Source organism: Derxia gummosa DSM 723 (genome assembly GCF_000482785.1).
GTDB classification, from domain to species: domain Bacteria; phylum Pseudomonadota; class Gammaproteobacteria; order Burkholderiales; family Burkholderiaceae_E; genus Derxia; species Derxia gummosa.
This window is the reverse complement of sequence record NZ_AXWS01000007.1, coordinates 1,030,238-1,047,364: the sequence shown is the minus strand read 5'-3', so window position 1 is coordinate 1,047,364 and position 17,127 is coordinate 1,030,238. Positions and strand designations below refer to the sequence as shown.

General features: G+C 70.6%; 17 protein-coding genes. 12 read left to right on the top strand and 5 right to left on the bottom strand.

All coding sequences use genetic code 11. The features are described 5' to 3' along the window. The first annotated feature begins 10 nt into the window (after positions 1-10). Together mrdA and rodA are read left to right on the top strand one after the other, a co-directional pair. Positions 11-2,302, top strand: a complete 2,292-nt coding sequence (gene mrdA / locus H566_RS23175; protein ID WP_051378103.1) for a penicillin-binding protein 2 — start codon at positions 11-13, stop codon at positions 2,300-2,302. After that, positions 2,299-3,405: a rod shape-determining protein RodA gene (gene rodA, locus H566_RS0105735; protein WP_028310692.1), complete on the top strand. Its 1,107-nt coding sequence runs from the start codon at positions 2,299-2,301 to the stop codon at positions 3,403-3,405. The genes mrdA and rodA overlap by 4 nt, the downstream gene beginning before the upstream one ends. A gap of 7 nt (positions 3,406-3,412) precedes the next feature. Here the strand turns inward: rodA and H566_RS23170 are convergent, their stop codons facing one another. Together H566_RS23170 and pyrE are read right to left on the bottom strand one after the other, a co-directional pair. Next, positions 3,413-4,087, bottom strand: coding sequence for a DUF4124 domain-containing protein (locus H566_RS23170; protein WP_051378101.1), 675 nt, complete (start codon positions 4,085-4,087; stop codon positions 3,413-3,415). Next, positions 4,087-4,761, bottom strand: coding sequence for an orotate phosphoribosyltransferase (gene pyrE / locus H566_RS0105725; protein ID WP_028310691.1), 675 nt, complete (start codon positions 4,759-4,761; stop codon positions 4,087-4,089). Before pyrE ends, H566_RS23170 begins: the two co-directional genes overlap by 1 nt. Before the next feature lie 225 nt (positions 4,762-4,986). Here pyrE and H566_RS0105720 point away from each other — a divergent pair, with 225 nt between their 5' ends. From H566_RS0105720 to H566_RS0105695, 6 genes are all read left to right on the top strand, one after another. Continuing rightward, complete coding sequence (locus H566_RS0105720) at positions 4,987-5,808, top strand: exodeoxyribonuclease III (RefSeq protein ID WP_034410544.1); 822 nt, start codon at positions 4,987-4,989, stop codon at positions 5,806-5,808. Next, the gene (locus H566_RS0105715; RefSeq protein ID WP_028310689.1) at positions 5,805-7,070 is read left to right on the top strand and encodes an AmpG family muropeptide MFS transporter; all 1,266 of its coding nucleotides are present in this window, start codon (positions 5,805-5,807) and stop codon (positions 7,068-7,070) included. The genes H566_RS0105720 and H566_RS0105715 overlap by 4 nt, the downstream gene beginning before the upstream one ends. 91 nt (positions 7,071-7,161) lie before the next feature. Next, positions 7,162-8,049 (top strand): ferritin family protein, encoded by an 888-nt coding sequence (locus H566_RS0105710; protein WP_028310688.1) that lies wholly within the window; start codon positions 7,162-7,164, stop codon positions 8,047-8,049. A gap of 331 nt (positions 8,050-8,380) precedes the next feature. Further along, complete coding sequence (locus tag H566_RS0105705; RefSeq protein ID WP_156924293.1) at positions 8,381-8,599, top strand: hypothetical protein; 219 nt, start codon at positions 8,381-8,383, stop codon at positions 8,597-8,599. 28 nt (positions 8,600-8,627) lie between these two features. After that, entirely contained in the window at positions 8,628-9,116 is a 489-nt protein-coding gene (locus H566_RS0105700; RefSeq protein WP_028310686.1) for an adenylyltransferase/cytidyltransferase family protein, read from the top strand. Further along, a complete protein-coding gene (locus tag H566_RS0105695; RefSeq protein ID WP_028310685.1) occupies positions 9,113-10,192 on the top strand; it encodes an asparaginase in 1,080 nt (359 codons plus the stop codon). Before H566_RS0105700 ends, H566_RS0105695 begins: the two co-directional genes overlap by 4 nt. A gap of 163 nt (positions 10,193-10,355) precedes the next feature. On the opposite strand, the gene H566_RS0105690 is transcribed toward H566_RS0105695, so the two are convergent. Further along, entirely contained in the window at positions 10,356-11,201 is an 846-nt protein-coding gene (locus tag H566_RS0105690; RefSeq protein WP_028310684.1) for an undecaprenyl-diphosphate phosphatase, read from the bottom strand. A gap of 272 nt (positions 11,202-11,473) precedes the next feature. Between H566_RS0105690 and H566_RS0105685 the strand changes: the two genes are divergently transcribed. Continuing rightward, complete coding sequence (locus H566_RS0105685; protein WP_245591291.1) at positions 11,474-11,773, top strand: plasmid stabilization protein; 300 nt, start codon at positions 11,474-11,476, stop codon at positions 11,771-11,773. An 89-nt stretch (positions 11,774-11,862) separates the two neighbouring features. Here the strand turns inward: H566_RS0105685 and H566_RS23165 are convergent, their stop codons facing one another. Together H566_RS23165 and rsmI are read right to left on the bottom strand one after the other, a co-directional pair. Continuing rightward, complete coding sequence (locus H566_RS23165) at positions 11,863-13,260, bottom strand: AI-2E family transporter (RefSeq protein WP_084544788.1); 1,398 nt, start codon at positions 13,258-13,260, stop codon at positions 11,863-11,865. Positions 13,261-13,479: 219 nt separating this feature from the next. Then, complete coding sequence (gene rsmI, locus H566_RS0105675; RefSeq protein WP_028310682.1) at positions 13,480-14,385, bottom strand: 16S rRNA (cytidine(1402)-2'-O)-methyltransferase; 906 nt, start codon at positions 14,383-14,385, stop codon at positions 13,480-13,482. Positions 14,386-14,632: 247 nt separating this feature from the next. Here rsmI and H566_RS0105670 point away from each other — a divergent pair, with 247 nt between their 5' ends. From H566_RS0105670 to H566_RS0105660, 3 genes are all read left to right on the top strand, one after another. After that, a complete protein-coding gene (locus tag H566_RS0105670) occupies positions 14,633-15,745 on the top strand; it encodes a penicillin-binding protein activator (RefSeq protein ID WP_169732488.1) in 1,113 nt (370 codons plus the stop codon). Beyond that, on the top strand, positions 15,742-16,332 hold the full coding sequence (locus tag H566_RS0105665; RefSeq protein ID WP_342668662.1) for a YraN family protein: 591 nt from the start codon (positions 15,742-15,744) through the stop codon (positions 16,330-16,332). The genes H566_RS0105670 and H566_RS0105665 overlap by 4 nt, the downstream gene beginning before the upstream one ends. 206 nt (positions 16,333-16,538) lie before the next feature. Beyond that, positions 16,539-17,126, top strand: a complete 588-nt coding sequence (locus tag H566_RS0105660) for a phosphoheptose isomerase (RefSeq protein WP_028310679.1) — start codon at positions 16,539-16,541, stop codon at positions 17,124-17,126. Position 17,127: the final 1 nt, after the last annotated feature.

Sequence of the window (17,127 nt, the reverse complement as noted above, 5' to 3'; positions counted from 1 at the left end):
GAGCCGCCGCATGAGCGCCGGCCTGCGCGACAACCAGCAGGAGCTGGTCAGCTTCCGCCGCCGTCTCGGCGTGGTGGTGGCGCTCATCCTCGTGTGCTTCGGGCTGTTGATCGCGCGCTTCGTGTGGTTGCAGATCATCAGCTACGACAGCTATCACGCCCAGGCCGAAGACAACCGCATCTCCGTCGTGCCGACGCCGCCCAACCGAGGTGTCATCACCGACCGCAATGGCGTCGTGCTGGCGCGCAACTACTCGGCCTACACGCTCGAGATCACGCCATCGAAGATCCCGGCCGGCCAGCTCGACGCGACCATCGACCAGCTCGCCCGCATCATCGACATCCAGCCCCACCACCGCCGTCGCTTCCGGCAGCTGATGGAGGAGACGCGCACCGTCGGCTCGCTGCCGATCCGCAACCGCCTGACCGACGACGAGGTCGCGCGCTTCGCGGCCTGGCGCTTCATGTTCCCGGCGGTCGAGATCAAGGCGCGGCTGTTCCGCGAGTACCCGCTCGGCGCCGTGGCGGGCCACGTCATCGGCTACATCGGCCGCATCTCGGCCAAGGATGCCGAGCGCATCGAGGACTGGGACAACGCCGACGACTACAAGGGCACGGAGTACATCGGCAAGGTCGGCATCGAGCAGAGCTACGAGCGCGAGCTGCACGGCAAGACCGGCTTCGCCGAGGTGGAGGTGTCGGCCGGCGGCAAGCCGGTGCGCACGCTTGGCCTCACGCCCGCGACGCCGGGCAACAACCTCGTGCTGTCGATCGACATCCGGCTCCAGCAGATGGTCGAGCAGCTGTATGGCGCCAAGCGCGGCGCGCTGGTGGCGATCGAGCCGAAGACGGGCGACATCCTCGCGATGGTGAGCCGGCCCGGCTTCGACCCGAACCTGTTCGTCGACGGCATCGACCCTGTCAACTGGAAGGCGCTCAACGAAGACCCCGACAAGCCGCTGCTCAACCGCCCGCTGCGCGGCGTGTATCCGCCCGGCTCGACGTTCAAGCCCTTCATGGCGCTCGCGGCGCTGGAGACGGGCAAGCGCACGCCGAACTGGAGCTTTCACGACACCGGCGTCTTCAACTTCGGCGGACGGCAGTTCCGCGACAGCAAGCCGGGCGGCAATGGCGTGGTCGATCTGCACAAGGCCATCGTCTATTCGTCGGACACCTACTTCTACATGCTCGCCAACGACATGGGCATCGACGCGATCGCGAACTTCATGCGGCCCTTCGGCTTCGGCGAGTACACGGGCATCGACATGGAGGGCGAGAAGAAGGGCGTGCTGCCGTCCACCGAATGGAAGCGCAATGCCTTCAAGCGCAAGGAAGCCCAGCAATGGTTTGCCGGCGAGACGATCTCGGTCGGCATCGGGCAGGGCTACAACAGCTACACCATCCTCCAGCTCGGCCACGCGATCGCCACGCTCGCCAACAACGGCGTCGTGATGCGGCCGCACGTGGTGCGCGAGGTGGTGGACGCGCGCAGCGGCGAGCGCCGCGCGACCGTGCCGACGCAGAGCTACACCATCCCGCTCAAACGCGAAAACATCGAGGTGGTGAAGAGCGGAATGATCGACGTGAACCGCTTCGGCACCGGCTCGGCGGTGTTCGGCAACGCGCCCTACGTGGCGGCGGGCAAGACCGGCACGGCCCAGGTCATCGGCATCAAGCAGGGCGCCAAGTACAACGAGGCGCTGACGCCCGAGCGCTATCGCGACCATTCGCTGTTCGTGGCCTTCGCGCCGGCCGACGATCCGAAGATCGCGGTGGCGCTCATCGTCGAGAACGGCGGCTTCGGCGCCAAGGCGGCGGCGCCGATCGCGCGCAAGGTGTTCGACTACTGGCTGCTCGGCAAGTGGCCGGAAGAACTCGACGACCCGCGCAAGGCCGCCGCGCTCACCACCGACGATGACGAGTCCGCCGCCCAGGCCGCGCCGGGCGACGAGCTTGGTCTGCCGCAGCCCGTGGCGCCCGATGCCCAGCGCGATCAGGTGCGTGACGATCTGGTCGCGCCTCCGCCCGCGCCGCGCCGGCCCGCGCCGGCCGCCGCGCCCGACGGCGGTGCGGCGGCCGGCGGCGCGACTGGCGCGGCGGCAACCGGCGCGACGGCCGGTGGCGCCGCCAGTGCGGCCACGTCCGGCGCCTCGCCGTCCGCGGGTGGCGCATCGGGTCGCGGGCCGGCCGCGAGCAATCCCGCCGCCGTCCACGGTGCCGATCCCGCCGCCCCGCGCCGTGACGCCCCGGCGCGTCCCGCGCCCGATCCCGCGATTCCCGCCCGCAAGGAAGACACGCCATGACCCGCCGCGAACTCTGGCTGCGCATCCGGCCCTGGGTGATGGTGTTCGACCCGACGCTGCTGATCATCCTCGGCGTGCTGGTCACGCTGTCGCTGGTGACGATGGCGTCGAGCGCCAACAACTTTCCCGGCCGCTTCGATGGCCATGTGAAGAACCTGCTGTTCGCCTTCTGCGTGATGTGGGTGATGGCCAATGTGCCGCCGCGCCTGCTGATGCGCGCGGCGGTGCCGATCTACGTGGCGGCGGTCACGCTGCTGATCGCGGTGGCGCTGTTCGGCACGGTCAAGAAGGGCGCGCGGCGCTGGATCGACCTCGGCTTCATGCAGTTGCAGCCGTCGGAATTCCTCAAGATCGGCTTGCCGTTGATGCTGGCCTGGTACTTCCACATGCGCGAGGCGACGCTCGGCTGGAAGGACTTCGCGCTCGCGGCGGTGCTGATGCTGATTCCGGTCGGGCTCATCCTCAAGCAGCCCGATCTCGGCACCGCGACGCTGGTGGCGGTGGGCGGCTTCTCGGTGATCTTCTTCGCGGGACTGAGCTGGAAGGTGCTCGCGGCGCTCGGCATCGGCGGGCTGGCAAGCCTGCCGCTGGCTTGGACCTTCATGCACGACTACCAGCGCGAGCGCGTGCTCACGCTGCTTGATCCGACCAAGGATCCGCTCGGCAAGGGCTTTCACATCATCCAGAGCACGATCGCCATCGGCTCGGGCGGCATCTTCGGCAAGGGCTGGATGCAGGGCACGCAGACCCACCTGGAGTTCATTCCCGAGCGCACCACCGACTTCATCTTCAGCGTCTATTCGGAGGAATTCGGCTTTGTCGGCAATTGCCTGCTGCTGGTCGTGTACTTCCTGCTGCTCGCGCGCGGGCTGATCATCGCCGGCAACGCGCCGACGCTGTTCGCGCGGCTGTTCTCGGGCGCGATCGTGCTCATCCTGTTCATGTACGCCTTCGTGAACATGGGGATGGTGAGCGGCATCCTGCCCGTGGTGGGTGTGCCGCTGCCCTTCATGAGCTATGGCGGCACGGCGCTCATGACGCTGGCGGTGGGCTGCGGCGTGCTCATGAGCGTGAACCGGCACCGCCAGCTCGTGCAGAGCTGAGGGCGGTTCAGCGGCGTGTGGTGGGTTCGCCGCCGAGCTGGATGAAGCGAGCGCGGTCGGCATCGAAGCGCGCGTTGATGCGCGCGATCTCCTCGTTGCGACGCTGCATCAGTGCCATCTCGAAGGCGCGCGCGCGGGCGTTCTCGTCGATCTTGGCCTGGAGCGCGGCCGGCGGCTGGGTCTTCTTGTAGAAGTCGAATTCGCCCTGGAGCGCAAGCCTTTCCTTCTCCAGCGCGACCAGTCGCGTCTGCGACACCTCCAGCATCGACTCCGACTCGGCCAGCGCCCGCTTGCGCGCGAGTTCGAGCGACTCGACGCTCGAGTAGCTCGACAGCAGCACGCGGTCATGCTGCCTGGCGAGTTCGCGCGCCTGGATCTCCTCGGTTTCGCGGCGCTGCTGGGCCTCGCGCGCGGCGCGCTGCTCGGGCGTGAGCGGCGCCTCGATCACGCGACGCAGGGAGCCGTCGCGGTTGAGCACGCGCTGCTCGCGGTTCAGGCATTCGGGGATCGGCTGGTCGGAGGTGATGGTCCGACCGTTGCCGTCGCGGCAGCTGTAGATGGTGGTTTCACGTGCGCGCTGCTGCGAACCGGCGCCGCCCGGTGCCGACTGGGCCAGTGCGGGCGCGGTCGTGGTGAGCGCGGCGAGGGCGCAGACGACTGTCCGCGCTGACAAGGATTTCATCAGCGTTCGACACCGAAGCGCGCGCGATAGGCGGCGACGCGTTCACGGTGGGCGGCGAGGTTGGTGTCGGCCGTGGCGTCGAGCCAGCCCATGAGGTCGTCCAGATTGGCGATCGCCAGCACCGGCAGGCCGTACTCGGCCTCGAACTCCTGCACCGCCGAGCGCGCCGACAGCGCGCCTTCGACGCCCTTGCGCTCCATGCGGTCGAGCGCGATGGCCACGGCCACGGGCGTCGCGCCGGCGGCGCGGATGACTTCGACCGATTCGCGCTTGGAGGCGCCATCGGTCAGCACGTCGTCGATGATGACCACGCGGCCTTTGAGCGGCGCGCCGACCAGCAGGCCACCTTCGCCGTGGTCCTTGGCTTCCTTGCGGTTGTAGGCGAAGGGCAGATTGCGGCCGCGGCGTGCGAGCGCGATGGCGGTGGCGGCCGCCAGCGTGATGCCCTTGTAGGCCGGGCCGTAGAGCATGTCGAAGCCGAGTCCGTCGGCCTCGGCGGTCAGCAGCGCCTGGGCGTAGTAGTCGCCGAGCGAGCCCAGACTTGCGCCGTCGCTGAACAGGCCGGCGTTGAAGAAGTAGGGCGAGGGCCGTCCGGCCTTGGTGATAAATTCCCCGAACCGCAGCACGCCTTGTTGCAGTGCAAAAGCAAGAAATTCCTGACGAAAGCTGTTCAAGGCTGCCTCGATAAGTCGTGAATGGCGTCGCCGCCGTTGTGGTGCTGCCGCCGCGCTTCACAAGGTGCGCAGCCGGGCATGATGGTGTTTTGTGGCCGATTCCGCAGTTGACGGTTAGTCCTGACTTGCAAGTAATGCGGTCGAAACCGGCAAGCCTCGCATTTTCCCAAAAAAGATTTCAGTTCCCGATCAAAGGCTGGCGCTCGGGGACACGCATTTCGCCACATGAGAACACCGCTGCGCATCATCACCGCCAATCTCAATGGAATCCGCTCTGCCGCGACCAAGGGATTCTTTGACTGGCTCGCACTGCAACATGCGCACGGCGTCTGCGTGCAGGAGCTGAAGGCGCAGGCGGCCGACATGAAGAGCGGGATGATCGCCCCGCCCGGCACGCCGCTCGCGGGTGAATTCGCGCATGCGGTAAAGAAGGGTTACTCCGGCGTGGGCGTGTATCTCGATCGCGGCTGCATTCCGGCGGTGGAGGTGGAGCACGGCTTCGGTGTGAGCGAGTTCGACGACGAGGGCCGGATGATCGAGGCGCGCTTCGAGCTGGCCGGCATGAAGCTCGCGCTCATTTCGCTCTACCTGCCGTCGGGCTCGTCGGGTGACCACCGGCAGGCGTCCAAGTTCCGCTTCCTCGACGCCTTCATTCCGCACCTGCAGAAGCTGCGCGCCTGCGGCCGCGAGATCCTGCTGTGCGGTGACTGGAACATCGCCCACCGCGAGACCGACCTCAAGAACTGGCGCAGCAACCAGAAGAACTCCGGCTTCCTGCCCGAGGAACGTGCCTGGCTCACCCGCGTGTTCGAGGAGCTGGGCTACGTGGACGTGTACCGGCGCCTGCATCCCGACGCGACCGACGAGTGCTACACGTGGTGGAGCAATCGCGGCCAAGCGCGCGCCAACAACGTCGGCTGGCGCATCGACTACCAGATCGCCACGCCCGCGCTCGCGGCCTGCGCGGTGCGCGCCGGCATCTACAAGGAAAGCTGGTTCAGCGACCACGCGCCGCTGACCATCGACTACGAACTGCCCGGCGCATGAGCGCGCTGCTCGCCGTGTTCGGCAGCCGGCGCATGGCGGCGACGCTGCTGCTCGGCTTCGCGTCGGGCCTGCCGCTGGCGCTCACCTCCGGCACGCTCCAGGCGTGGATGACGGTCGAGGGGCTGGACCTCAAGACCATCGGCTTCATGACGCTGGTCGGTCAGGCCTATGTGTTCAAGTTCCTGTGGTCGCCGCTGCTCGACCGCTATCCGCTGCCGGTCGCGGGCCGGTGGCTCGGGCGGCGGCGCGGCTGGCTCGCCGGCTTCCAGCTTGCGCTGGCAGCGACGCTGGGCGCGATGGCGCTGTTCGACCCGAAGGGTTCGCTCGGCGCGCTCGCGGCGCTGGCGGTCGCGGTCGCCTTCCTGTCGGCGTCGCAGGACATCGTGTTCGACGCCTGGCGCACCGACGCGCTGCTGCCGGCCGAGCGCGGCGCGGGCGCGGCCGTCAACGTGATGGGCTATCGCCTTGCGATGCTGGTGTCGGGCGGGCTGGCGCTGTGGCTGGCCGATGTGTGGCTCGGCTTTCGCGGCACCTATGCGCTGATGGCGGCGCTGATGCTCGTGGGCGTGATCGGCACGCTGATGGCGCCCGAGCCCGACGGCGTCGCCGCCGCGCCGCCGCGCTCGCTGGCCGAGGCGGTGGTCGGGCCGATGCGGGCCTTCTTCGGGCGGCCGTGGGCGGTCGCCTTTCTCGTGCTCATCGTGCTCTACAAGCTCGGCGACGCGTTTGCCGGCGCGCTGAGTACGAGCTTCCTCATCCGCGGGGTCGGCTTCTCGGCCGGCGAGGTGGGGCTGGTGAACAAGACCTTCGGCCTCGCCGCGACCATCGTCGGCGCGCTCGCGGGCGGGGCGCTGATGGCGCGGCTCGGGCTGTGGCGCAGCCTGTTTGCCTTCGGTGTTGCGCAGATGGTGAGCAATCTCGCCTACTGGGCGCTCGCGGTGCTGCCCAAGGAGCTGACGACGATGACGGTGGCCGTCGCGATCGAGAACCTGTGCGGCGGCATGGGCACGGCGGCCTTCGTCGCGCTGCTCACGGCGCTGTGCGAGCGGCGTTTCTCGGCCACGCAGTACGCGCTGCTGTCGGCGCTGTCGGCGGTCGGGCGGGTGTATGTGGGGCCGGCCAGCGGCGTGATGGTCGAGGCCATGGGCTGGCCGAGCTTCTACCTGAGCACGCTTGCAATCGCGCTGCCCGGACTGGCGCTGCTCGTGGTCATGCGCGGGCCCGTCCGTCGGCTGGAATTCGCATCGCCCGCCAATACCTGACTGCCGTTGTCATGAAAGTGCGACACAATCGTGGGTTTACTGAAATTGTCCGGCGCGTCGCCGGCGTCTTGCCCGCTTGAGGAACCTGCACATGCTCTACCCCGAACTCTACAAATCGCTCGAGTCCGTGCGCTGGAACATGGAGAAGGACATCCCTTGGGATGAGTTCGACGCCAGCCTGCTCACCGACGAACAGGCGCAGACCATCAAGATGAACGCCATCACCGAGTGGGCGGCACTGCCGGCCACCGAGATGTTCCTGCGCGACAACCGCCACGACAGCGACTTCAGCGCCTTCATGAGCGTCTGGTTCTTCGAGGAGCAGAAGCATTCGCTCGTGCTCATGGAGTACCTGCGCCGCTTCCGCCCCGACCTCGTGCCGACCGAGGAAGAGCTGCACGCCGTGCGCTTCGAGTTCGACCCGGCGCCGCCGCTCGAAACGCTGATGCTGCATTTCTGCGGCGAGATCCGCCTCAACCACTGGTACCGCTGCGCCTCGGCCTGGCATACCGAGCCGGTCATCAAGCGCATCTACCGCATCATCAGCGAGGACGAGGCACGCCACGGCGGCGCCTATCTGCGCTACCTGAAGAAGGCAATCGCCGACGGCCGTCAGCAGTTCGCCGACATGGCGCGCGGCGCCGTCGCCAAGATCGGCATGCTCATGGCCGCCGCCCGCCGCACCGAGAAGCCGCTGCATCCCACCAACCTGCACGTGAACAAGGACCTGTTCCCGCGCGACACGGTGCAGTCGCGCCTGCCCGACCCCGACTGGCTCGAACGCTGGCTCGACAGCCAGATCGGCTTCGATGCCGACTGGGAGAAGAAGGTGGTCGAACGCATCCTGCACGCGGCCGGCCTGCTGCTCGGCCGCAAATTCGAGACCGCGCAGGAACTCAACCGCTATCGCAAGGAAATCTCGGGCCGCATCGCCGCCGCCGCGGGTGCAGCCGGCGAAACCGCGCCCAGCGCGGCCTGACTCCCCCGGACACGTTGCCCGGTCGCGCGCCGGCGTCGGTCACGGCCCTGTGGCGGCCTGGCGCCGGCTTGCGCGCCGTCCTGTCGTCGCGCCAGGAGCGGGCGCATCCGATGCGCCATCAGGGCAAGCGATGAAAGCGCTTGCAGGATTTCTCCGACAGGCTCCACTCCTTCGCGCGGGCGGATTTCCGCAGTCCGAGCGCGCAGGCTGCGCATGCGGTCGGCAAGGGCGCCGAAACTTGATTTCGATGCCTTCGCGGTGTCATCCACCGTCGCCAGACTGCGCCGCCGTCAAGCAACAGGCATCAGGAATGCCGGAGGAGTCGCCGCACATGCGTGCACTGGTCAACGTCACGATCGAACCCGCTCTGCGGGTGTTCGAAGTCTCGATCGACATCATCAACCGCAACGCCAACCAGGCCGCCCGTCGCGTGCTGCGGGTACTGGCCGACACCCCCCAGGGCGCGCTGCGCATCGCGCGCTGGCGCTATCCGCGCTCGACCGGGCTGCGTGTGCTTTCCGGCGGCCTGCCGCTGCCGGCCGCCATCTGAGAGCAACGGCCGGCCGTATGATCGGCCGATGCCAGCCCGATTCGAATCCAAGCTCTGCACCCGCGCGCAACTGCGCGAAAGGGTCGCCTCCCTGCCGAAGCCCGTGGTCTTCACCAACGGCGTCTTCGACCTCCTCCACCGTGGTCATGTCAGCTATCTGGACGAAGCGCGCGCACTCGGCGCGAGCCTCGTCGTGGCGGTGAACACCGATGCGAGCGTGCGTCGCCTGGGCAAGGGTGACGACCGTCCCATCAACAGCTGCGCCGACCGCATGGCGGTGCTCGCCGCGCTCGAAAGCGTGAGCCTCGTGGTCGATTTCGACGAGGACACCGCGCGCGAGGCCGTGGTCGAGGCGCGCCCCGACATCTACGTGAAGGGCGGCGACTACGTGGTCGAGAACACGCCCGAGGGCCGGGCCGTGCTCGACGCCGGCGGCAGCGTGAAGGCGATCGTGTTCGAGCACGACCGCTCGACCACGCGCACGCTCGCGCGCATCCGCGAGGCCGGCGGCGCATGAGCGCGGTGCCGGCGCATGTGCCGCTCGTCGTGCAGACGCGCGGTGTGGGCGCGGCGCAGACGGTCGAGATGGTTCATCACGGCAGCATCGCCGTGGTGGACGCGGCGGGCCGGCTGCTCTGGGCCGCCGGCGATGCCCAGGCATCCACTTTCACGCGCTCGACGCTCAAGCCCTTCCAGGCGCTGCCGCTGGTCGAGGCCGGCGGCGTCGAGGCGCTCGGCTACACGCGGGAAGAGGTGGCGCTGCTGTGCGCGAGCCATTCCGGGCTCGACCGACAGGTGGAACTCGTGGCCGGCATGCTCGCCCGCGCCGGCTGCGCCGAGACCAATCTGCGCTGCGGCTGCCATGTGCCGCTGCACCTGTCGGTCACCGATCTGGCCCGCGATGCCGCCGGCCTCGCGCCCGAGGCGCGCTGGAACCAGCTGCACAACAACTGCTCGGGCAAGCACGCCGGCTTTCTCGGCTGGTGCCGGCTGCATGGCGCGCCGCTCGACGGCTATTGCGAGGAAGGCCATCCGCTCCAGCGCGCGATCCGCGCCCGCGTCGCGGCGCTGACCGGGCTGGCCGATGCGCGCATCGCGGTCGGCATCGACGGCTGCTCGGCGCCCAATCTCGCGCTGCCGCTGGCGTCGATCGCGCGGCTCTACGCGCTGCTGGCCCGCCCCGACAGCCTGCCGGCCGAGGCGGTGGCGGGCGGCAAGCTGGCGAGCGGCGCGGCGCTGCATCTGCTGGCCGAGGCGATGGCGGCGCATCCCGAGCTCGTGTCCGGACCCGGTCGCTTCGATGCCGAGCTGGCGGCGGCCTTCGCGCCTGGACGCGTGATCGCCAAGAGCGGCGCGGGCGGCCTGCAAATGCTTGCATTGCGCGACCACGGTCTCGGCATCGCGGTGCGCGTGGCCGATGGCAATGCCGCCGCGCTCATGTGCGCGACCGTCGCCGCGCTGGGCGCGATGGGCCTGCTCGACGCGCGCAGCCATGCGGCGTTGGCGGGCCGGGCGCGCGCGCCGGTGAGCAATCTGCGCGGCACCGTCACCGGCGAGATGCGCGCGCTGCCGGCGCTGCTGCGCGTGGGCTGAGGCGCGCAAGGCAGGGCAGGCGGCCCGAGCCGGAGCACGCCGGGCGGCAACCCGACGCGCGGCAATCGGAACGGCCAGCCCCGAGTCCCAAAAGCACGACGGCCGACCCAAGGTCGGCCGTTCATCAGTGCAAGTGCCGCGCCGTGTTGCGCGGCATGCCGCCTCACTCGTGCCAGTCGATCAGCCCGAACTGGGCCGTCACCAGAATCATCACGCCGAAGACGATGCGGTACCACGCGAAGCCCTTGAAGTCGTGCGTGGCGATGAACCTGAGCAGCCAGCGCACGCAGATCATCGCGGCGATGAAGCTGAACAGCGTGCCCGTGAGGAACAGCGGCGCGTCGGCCATCGAGAGCGCGTCGCGCTCCTTGTACATGCTGTACACGCCCGCGCCGATCAGCGTCGGGATGCCGAGGAAGAAGCTGAAGTCGGTCGCGGCGCGGCGCGACAGGCCGAAGAACATCGCGCCGATGATCGTCGCGCCCGAGCGGCTGGTGCCGGGGATGAGCGCCGCGCACTGCACGATGCCCACCTTCACGGCGTCGAGCCAGGTCATCTGATCGACGTCGGTCACGCGCGGCTTGAAGCCGGATCTGGATTGCAGCTTTTCGGCCCACAGGATGATGAAGGCGCCGACGATGAAGGCGATCGCCACGGGTACCGGCGCGAACAGATGCGCCTTGATCGTCTTGCCGAAGGCCAGCCCCAGCACCACCGCAGGCAGGAAGCCGATGAACACATTCATCGCGAAGCGGTTGGCACCGGCGTCGCGGCCGAGCCGCGTGATCACGTCGATGAGGCGCTGGCGATAGACCCAGATGACCGCGAGGATCGCGCCCGTCTGGATCGCGATCTCGAACACCTGCGCCTTCTTCTCGCCGGCGGCGTTGTTGAAGTCGAGCAGCGAGCCCGCGAGGATGAGGTGACCGGTGGAGGAGATGGGCAGGAATTCGGTCAGGCCTTCCACGATGCCCATGATGATGGCTTTGACGAGCAGTACTGGATCCATGCGTTTGGCGGGGAGGAGTTGGAGGGATTCTTTGAAGCGCCGCGCGTGGCGCGGCGGTGGGCGAAGCGATGGCCGGCAACCGGCCCGGAAGGCGGCCGGATTATGTCATCGGCCTCCTTTGCAAACCGTGTCGGGCGGCGCGCGCCGCGGACGTTTGCGAGAGGTAAGCAGGGGATCGGCCGGTAACGCTTGCGCACGGACGCGCGCGCCGATGGTCGCATTGGTACCGGGGCCTGAACGGCGCCGTTTCCGAACCTTTCCACGAAGGGAGAATGACCATGCCATCCGCCTGGAACGCGAAGGACGAACGCATGTACGAGCACATCCGCGACGGCGCCGAGGAGCGCGGCACGGATGAGAAGCGCGCCGAGGAGATCGCCGCGCGCACCGTCAACAAGCACCGCCGCGAGGAAGGCCGCACGCCCAGCCGGCGCACCCAGGGCACGGGCAATCCGAACCGCCCGCTCGCGGAGCGCAGCAAGGACGAACTGATGAACCTCGCGCGCGAACGCGGCCTCAAGGGCCGCAGCGCGATGAGCAAGGCGAAGCTGGTGGAGGCCTTGCAGGGCTAGCGGCGAGGCGGTGCCGCGCCGTATCGCGCCATGTGGCGCGAAGACGGCCGGCGGCGCGCACCGGGCCAGCCGGCGCGCGCCGGCCGCGCTCAGGAATGCCGCATCGGCGCTGCCGGTCCGTCGGGCGGCGCCACCACTTCGGGTGCCATGCCGCGCGCGGTCGCCTCGGCGAGCGACGGCGCCACGACCGGCCGGCCGAGCACGCGCCGCACCACGCGGCGCCACGGGCGGCCGTCCATGAGGTCGCCGTAGGGGCGCAGCGATTCGACCCGGTCGCACACGACCTTGACGATGGCCACGATGGGCGCCGCCAGCAGCAGTCCGCCGACGCCCCAGAGCCAGCTGAACAGCATCAGCCCGACAAACATCACCGCCGGATCGATGCGCGACGAACGGCTCTGCAACCAGGGTGTCACCAGCATCCCGATCAGCGTCGAGATCGCCCAGTTGGCCGCCACCGGCCCGAGCGCCGACACCGCCGTGCCTTCCTGCATGAAGCCGCCGATGGCGCCGGCCGCCGTCACGATCACGGTGCCGATGTAGGGAATCGTGTGCAGCACGCCGGCCGCCAGGCCCCAGAGCGCCGCGTTGTTCATGCCCAGCAGCGCGAAGGCCAGCCACACGCCCAGCCCGTAGAGCACGTTGGTCACGACCAGGATCGCCAGCGCGTACTGGATCTGCTCGGCGATGCCGTAGAGCACGCGCACCGTCGTCTTCTTGTGCGAAAGCGTGCGGCCCGCGACACGCACGAGATTGCGCTTGAGGTTCTCGCCCGAGGTCAGCAGGAAGAAGGCGAGAAAGCTGACCAGCAGCGTCTGCGAGGCGATCACGAGTGCGCCCGCCGAGCCGGCGAGCAGCCAGTCCCGCAGCGCGGCGCCGATGCCGAGGCCGGCTGGCGCGGCTTCGGGTGCGCGGGCGGCGTTGCCGCGTGGTGCCGACGGTTGTGACAGCGCCGCGCGCTCCAGCGTGGCGAGCGCTTTCTGCATCCGGCCAAGGAAGCCGCTGTCGCCCGAGTGCAGTTCGCGCACCGCGGCGGCCATGCGTTCGCTTGCGGCGGGCAGGGTGTCGACCATGGCCTCGACGTTGTCCTGCAACTTCACGGCGGTGGTGATGCCGCAGGTCCACAGCGCGCCCAGCACCAGCGCGGCGCCGAGCGCGCGCGGCAGGCCGCGCTTCTGCAGCCGCACGACGGCCGGGTTGAGCGCGAAGGCGATGACGACGCCGTAGGCAAGCGGGATGAGGAAGCCGGCCGACCAGCGCATGAGATAGAGCAGCCCGCCGAAGCCGAGCACCGCGACAAGCATGCGTTCGCCGCGCGGACGACGCACCACGGTGCCGCGCCGAAGCGCTCGGGCGTCGGTGGCGTCGGACGAAGCCCGCGCTTCGTCTGGGACGTCGGACGCGAAGGCGTGATCGGGCAGCACATCGTGCCGGCGCTGGCGGTGCGCGCCCGCCGTCGCGGGGCGTGGGGGGGCGGGGTTGGGCATGCGGCGCGCGCTCCGCGGGGCGCCGGTCGCGGCCCGTCCGCGACGCACCTCCGCCCCATGCGGCGGTTGTAGCCGGAGAAGGACGCGAGGCGCGTCGGCCGGTGGCGGCGGGGCGTGTAGGACGCAGGCGGAAGCCGCCGGATACGCTGCGCTGGGCCGACCGGCGGGCTGGTGGCTCGCACCCGCGCGGGCGGGAGCGGAGGACAGAGAACGAGCGCGTCAGTCGTCCGTGCCGCCGTCCTCCTCGTCGCCGCCGCGCAGTTCGAGCGCGCGGGCATAGACGGTCTTGCGGTGCAGCCCGGTGATCTCGCAGGCCACCTTGGCGGCGCGGCTGACGGGCAGGGCGGCGAGCAGCGGCTTGAGCACGCGGTCGAGATCGGCATGGTCGCCGGCGTCGGGCGCGGCGGCTTCGACCACGAGCACGAACTCGCCGCGCGAGTGGTTGGCGTCGGCGGCGAGCCAGTCGCGCGCCTCGGCCAGCGTGCCGGCGAAGAACTGCTCGTGCAGCTTGGTCAGCTCGCGCGCGACGACGATGCGCCGCTCGCCGCCGAGCGCCTCGGCCAGCGCGCCGAGGCTGTCGCCGATGCGGTGCGGCGCTTCGTAGAACACGAGGCTGGCGTCGAGCGCCGCGACGGCGCGGATGGCCTTGAGCCGTGCCTCGCGCGAGGTGGGCAGGAAGCCCGCGAAATGGAAGGCCGTCGTCTCGAAACCCGCGGCCGACAGCGCCGTCGCGACCGCGCTCGGCCCCGGCAGCGGGATGACGCGATGGCCGGCGGCGCGCGCGGCGGCGACGAGCTTCGCGCCCGGATCGCTGATGCCCGGCGTGCCGGCGTCGGACACGTAGGCCACGCGCTGGCCGGCGGCGAGCCGGTCGAGCACGCGCTGCGCCGCCTCGCGCTCGTTGTGCTGATGGCAGGCGATCCAGTCGCGCCGCCGGTCGAGGCCGAGGCGCACGAGCAGCTGCTGCGAATTGCGCGTGTCCTCGGCGGCGATGGCGTCGGCGATGTCGAGGATGTGCAGGGCGCGCAGGCTGATGTCGGCGACGTTCCCGATCGGCGTGGCCACTACATACAATGCCCCGGCCGGCAGTTGCTGCGCCCGCGCCGAGGCGTCGAGTGCCTGCAGCAGGCGGGCGCGGTCGGCGCCGGCCGGCGCGCCGAGGCCGCCCTCCCGGTGTTCGCCGTCGGTGGCGCCGTCGTCGCCGACGTGGCGTCCGGCGCTGTCCGTGCCGCTGTTGTCGTCCGCTCTTCCGCCGGCCTCGCCGTCCTCGAACGTGCCGTTTTCGCCGGCCATCTCCCCGCCTTCCGTCATGCCAATTCCCTTGTTGCCCGTCGGTCGCCGTCGTCGCCTGTTGCGCGCGGCGGCGGGCGCGATGGTAGCCGCCGGTCTGCCGGCCGCCGCGCGCGCCCAGTCCCAGTCCGGTGCCGGTCCGGCCGTCACGCCGGGCGCGCCGCCGGTGTCGGTCGGCGCGCCGCTGCCCGCGCGCGATCTGCCGGGCCGGCCGATTGCCGCGCCCGGGCCGATCCAGATCGCCACCCTGCTGCCGACGAAGACACCGGCCTTCGCGCGCGCCGCCGCCGCGCTGCTCGCCGGCGTCGAGGCCGCGCGCAAGACGGCCGGCGCGCCGACCGAGCTGCTGCAGTTCGATCTGCCGGCCGATCCGGCCGCCACGCTGGACGCGCTGCGTCGCTCGGCCGATGCGGCGGTGCAGGTAGTGCTCGGGCCGATGACGCGCAGCGCCGCACAGGCCGTGGCCGAGGCGGGCACGCCCGGCCTGCCGGTGATCGCGCTCGCGCCCTTCGACGGCGAACCGCCGGCCGGGCTCTGGCCGCTCGGCCTGTCGCTCGACGCCGACGCGCGCCAGATCGCGCGCGTCGCGCTGGCCGAGGCCCAGGCCGGCGCGCCGGGCGAGCGGCCGGCGGCGGCCATCGTCAACGGCCAGCCGCTGTTCCGGCGCGCGGCCCAGGCCTTCGCCGAGGAGTTCCGTGCCGGCGGCGGCGATATCGCGCTGTCGGTGGATTGGGCCGCCGGGCGCGAGGCCGCGATCGGCAAGGCGATCGGCCAGACGAAGGCGGGCGCCGTCTTCCTCGCGCTCGACCGCGCGGGTGCGGTAGCGCAGCGGCCGTATTGCGGCCGGCTGTCGGCCTTCGCCACTTCGCAGATCGACGACGGCCGCGACCTCGCGGGCCAGGCCGACCTCGACGGCGTGCGCTTCGTCGAGCTGCCGTGGCGGGTCCAGCCCGACCATCCGGCGCTCGCGGGCTTCGCGCGGCCCGAGCCGCCCTACGGCGCGCCCGAGCTCGACCGGCTCTATGCGCTCGGCATCGACGCGCTGCGCGTGGCGCTGGAAGTGGCGCGCGGCAACCGCTACTTCAGCTTCGACGGCGCGACCGGGCTGATCTCGGCCGGCGACGGACGCATCGAGCGGCGCGGCGCGATCGCCACGCTGCGCGACGGCGCGCTGGTGCTCGACGGCACGGTGTGAACCCGGCCGATGCCTCGCCCGGCGCGGCCCGCGCCCTGCTCGACCGCGCGCACCGGCTTGCCTGCCGCGCGGCGGGCATCGCCGAGCCGGCGGCGCGTGTGCCGCCCGCGATGTCATCCCGTGCCTCGGCCAGCGCGGAAGGCGGCCCGTCGCGCCGGCCGGCGGCGTCCGGCCTGTCGTCCGGACAGCGCGGCGCGCGTGTTCCGGCCCCGGGTGCCGTTGCGCCCGCCGATCGCCGCGCCATCGGCGACGCCTTCGAGGTGCGCGCCCGCGCCCATCTCGAAGCGGCCGGTCTCGTCTGCCTCGACGCCAACTGGCGCGCCCATTTCCACAAGCAGGCCGGCGAGATCGACCTCGTCATGCGCGACGGGGCGACCGTCGTGTTCGTGGAGGTGAGGGCGCGCGCGAGCGCGGTCTTTGGCGGCGCAGCGGCCTCGATCACTGTCGCCAAGCGCCGGCGCTGGTGGGTCTCGGCACAGGCCTGGCTCGCGGCGCGGGCGCCCGGCGCGTCGCCGCCCTGCCGCTTCGACGTGGTTGCCTTCGACGCTGGCCGGCTCGACTGGCTGCGCGACGTGCTGGCCGGCTGACGTCGCGCCGGCGACTTCGGGGCGCTTGCCCGGCGATCGGCCGCAGTGAAGGCGTGTCGGCGGCACGCCTCGCGCCACCCTGTCCCGACATGCTCGGCGCGCCCCTCGGGCAAGCCCGCCGACCGCCGCTTCGCGCCGCAAAGCACAATCGCCGCCGATCCGCGCCCGCCCGGCCCGCCACGACCCCTTACCTATAATCCGCCGCCATGTCCCTCGTTCACCGCATCCAGCAGCACTTCGCCGACAGCATCGCGACCAAGCAGGCCGCGCTCGAAAGCCTCACCGAACCGATCGCCATGGCGATCGACCTGCTGTCCGAAGCCCTCGCCAACGACCACAAGGTGCTCGCCTGCGGCAACGGCGGTTCGGCCGCCGACGCCCAGCATTTCGCCGCCGAGCTGGTCGGCCGCTTCGAGCGCGAGCGCCCCGAGCTGCCCGCGATCTCGCTTGCGACCGACACCTCCATCCTCACGGCGGTCGGCAACGACTATTCCTACGACCAGATCTTCGCCAAGCAGGTGCGTGCCCTCGGCCGCGCCGGCGACGTGCTCATCGCCATCTCCACCTCGGGCAACTCGGCCAACGTGATCACCGCCATCGAAGCGGCCCGCGAGCGCGACATGACCGTCATCGCCCTCACCGGCAAGGGCGGCGGAAAGATCGGCGCCATGCTCGGTGACGACGATGTGCACCTTTGCGTGCCCGCCGACCGCACCGCGCGCATCCAGGAAACCCATCTGCTCGTCATCCACTGCCTGTGCGACGGCATCGACTACTCCCTGCTCGGAGACTGAC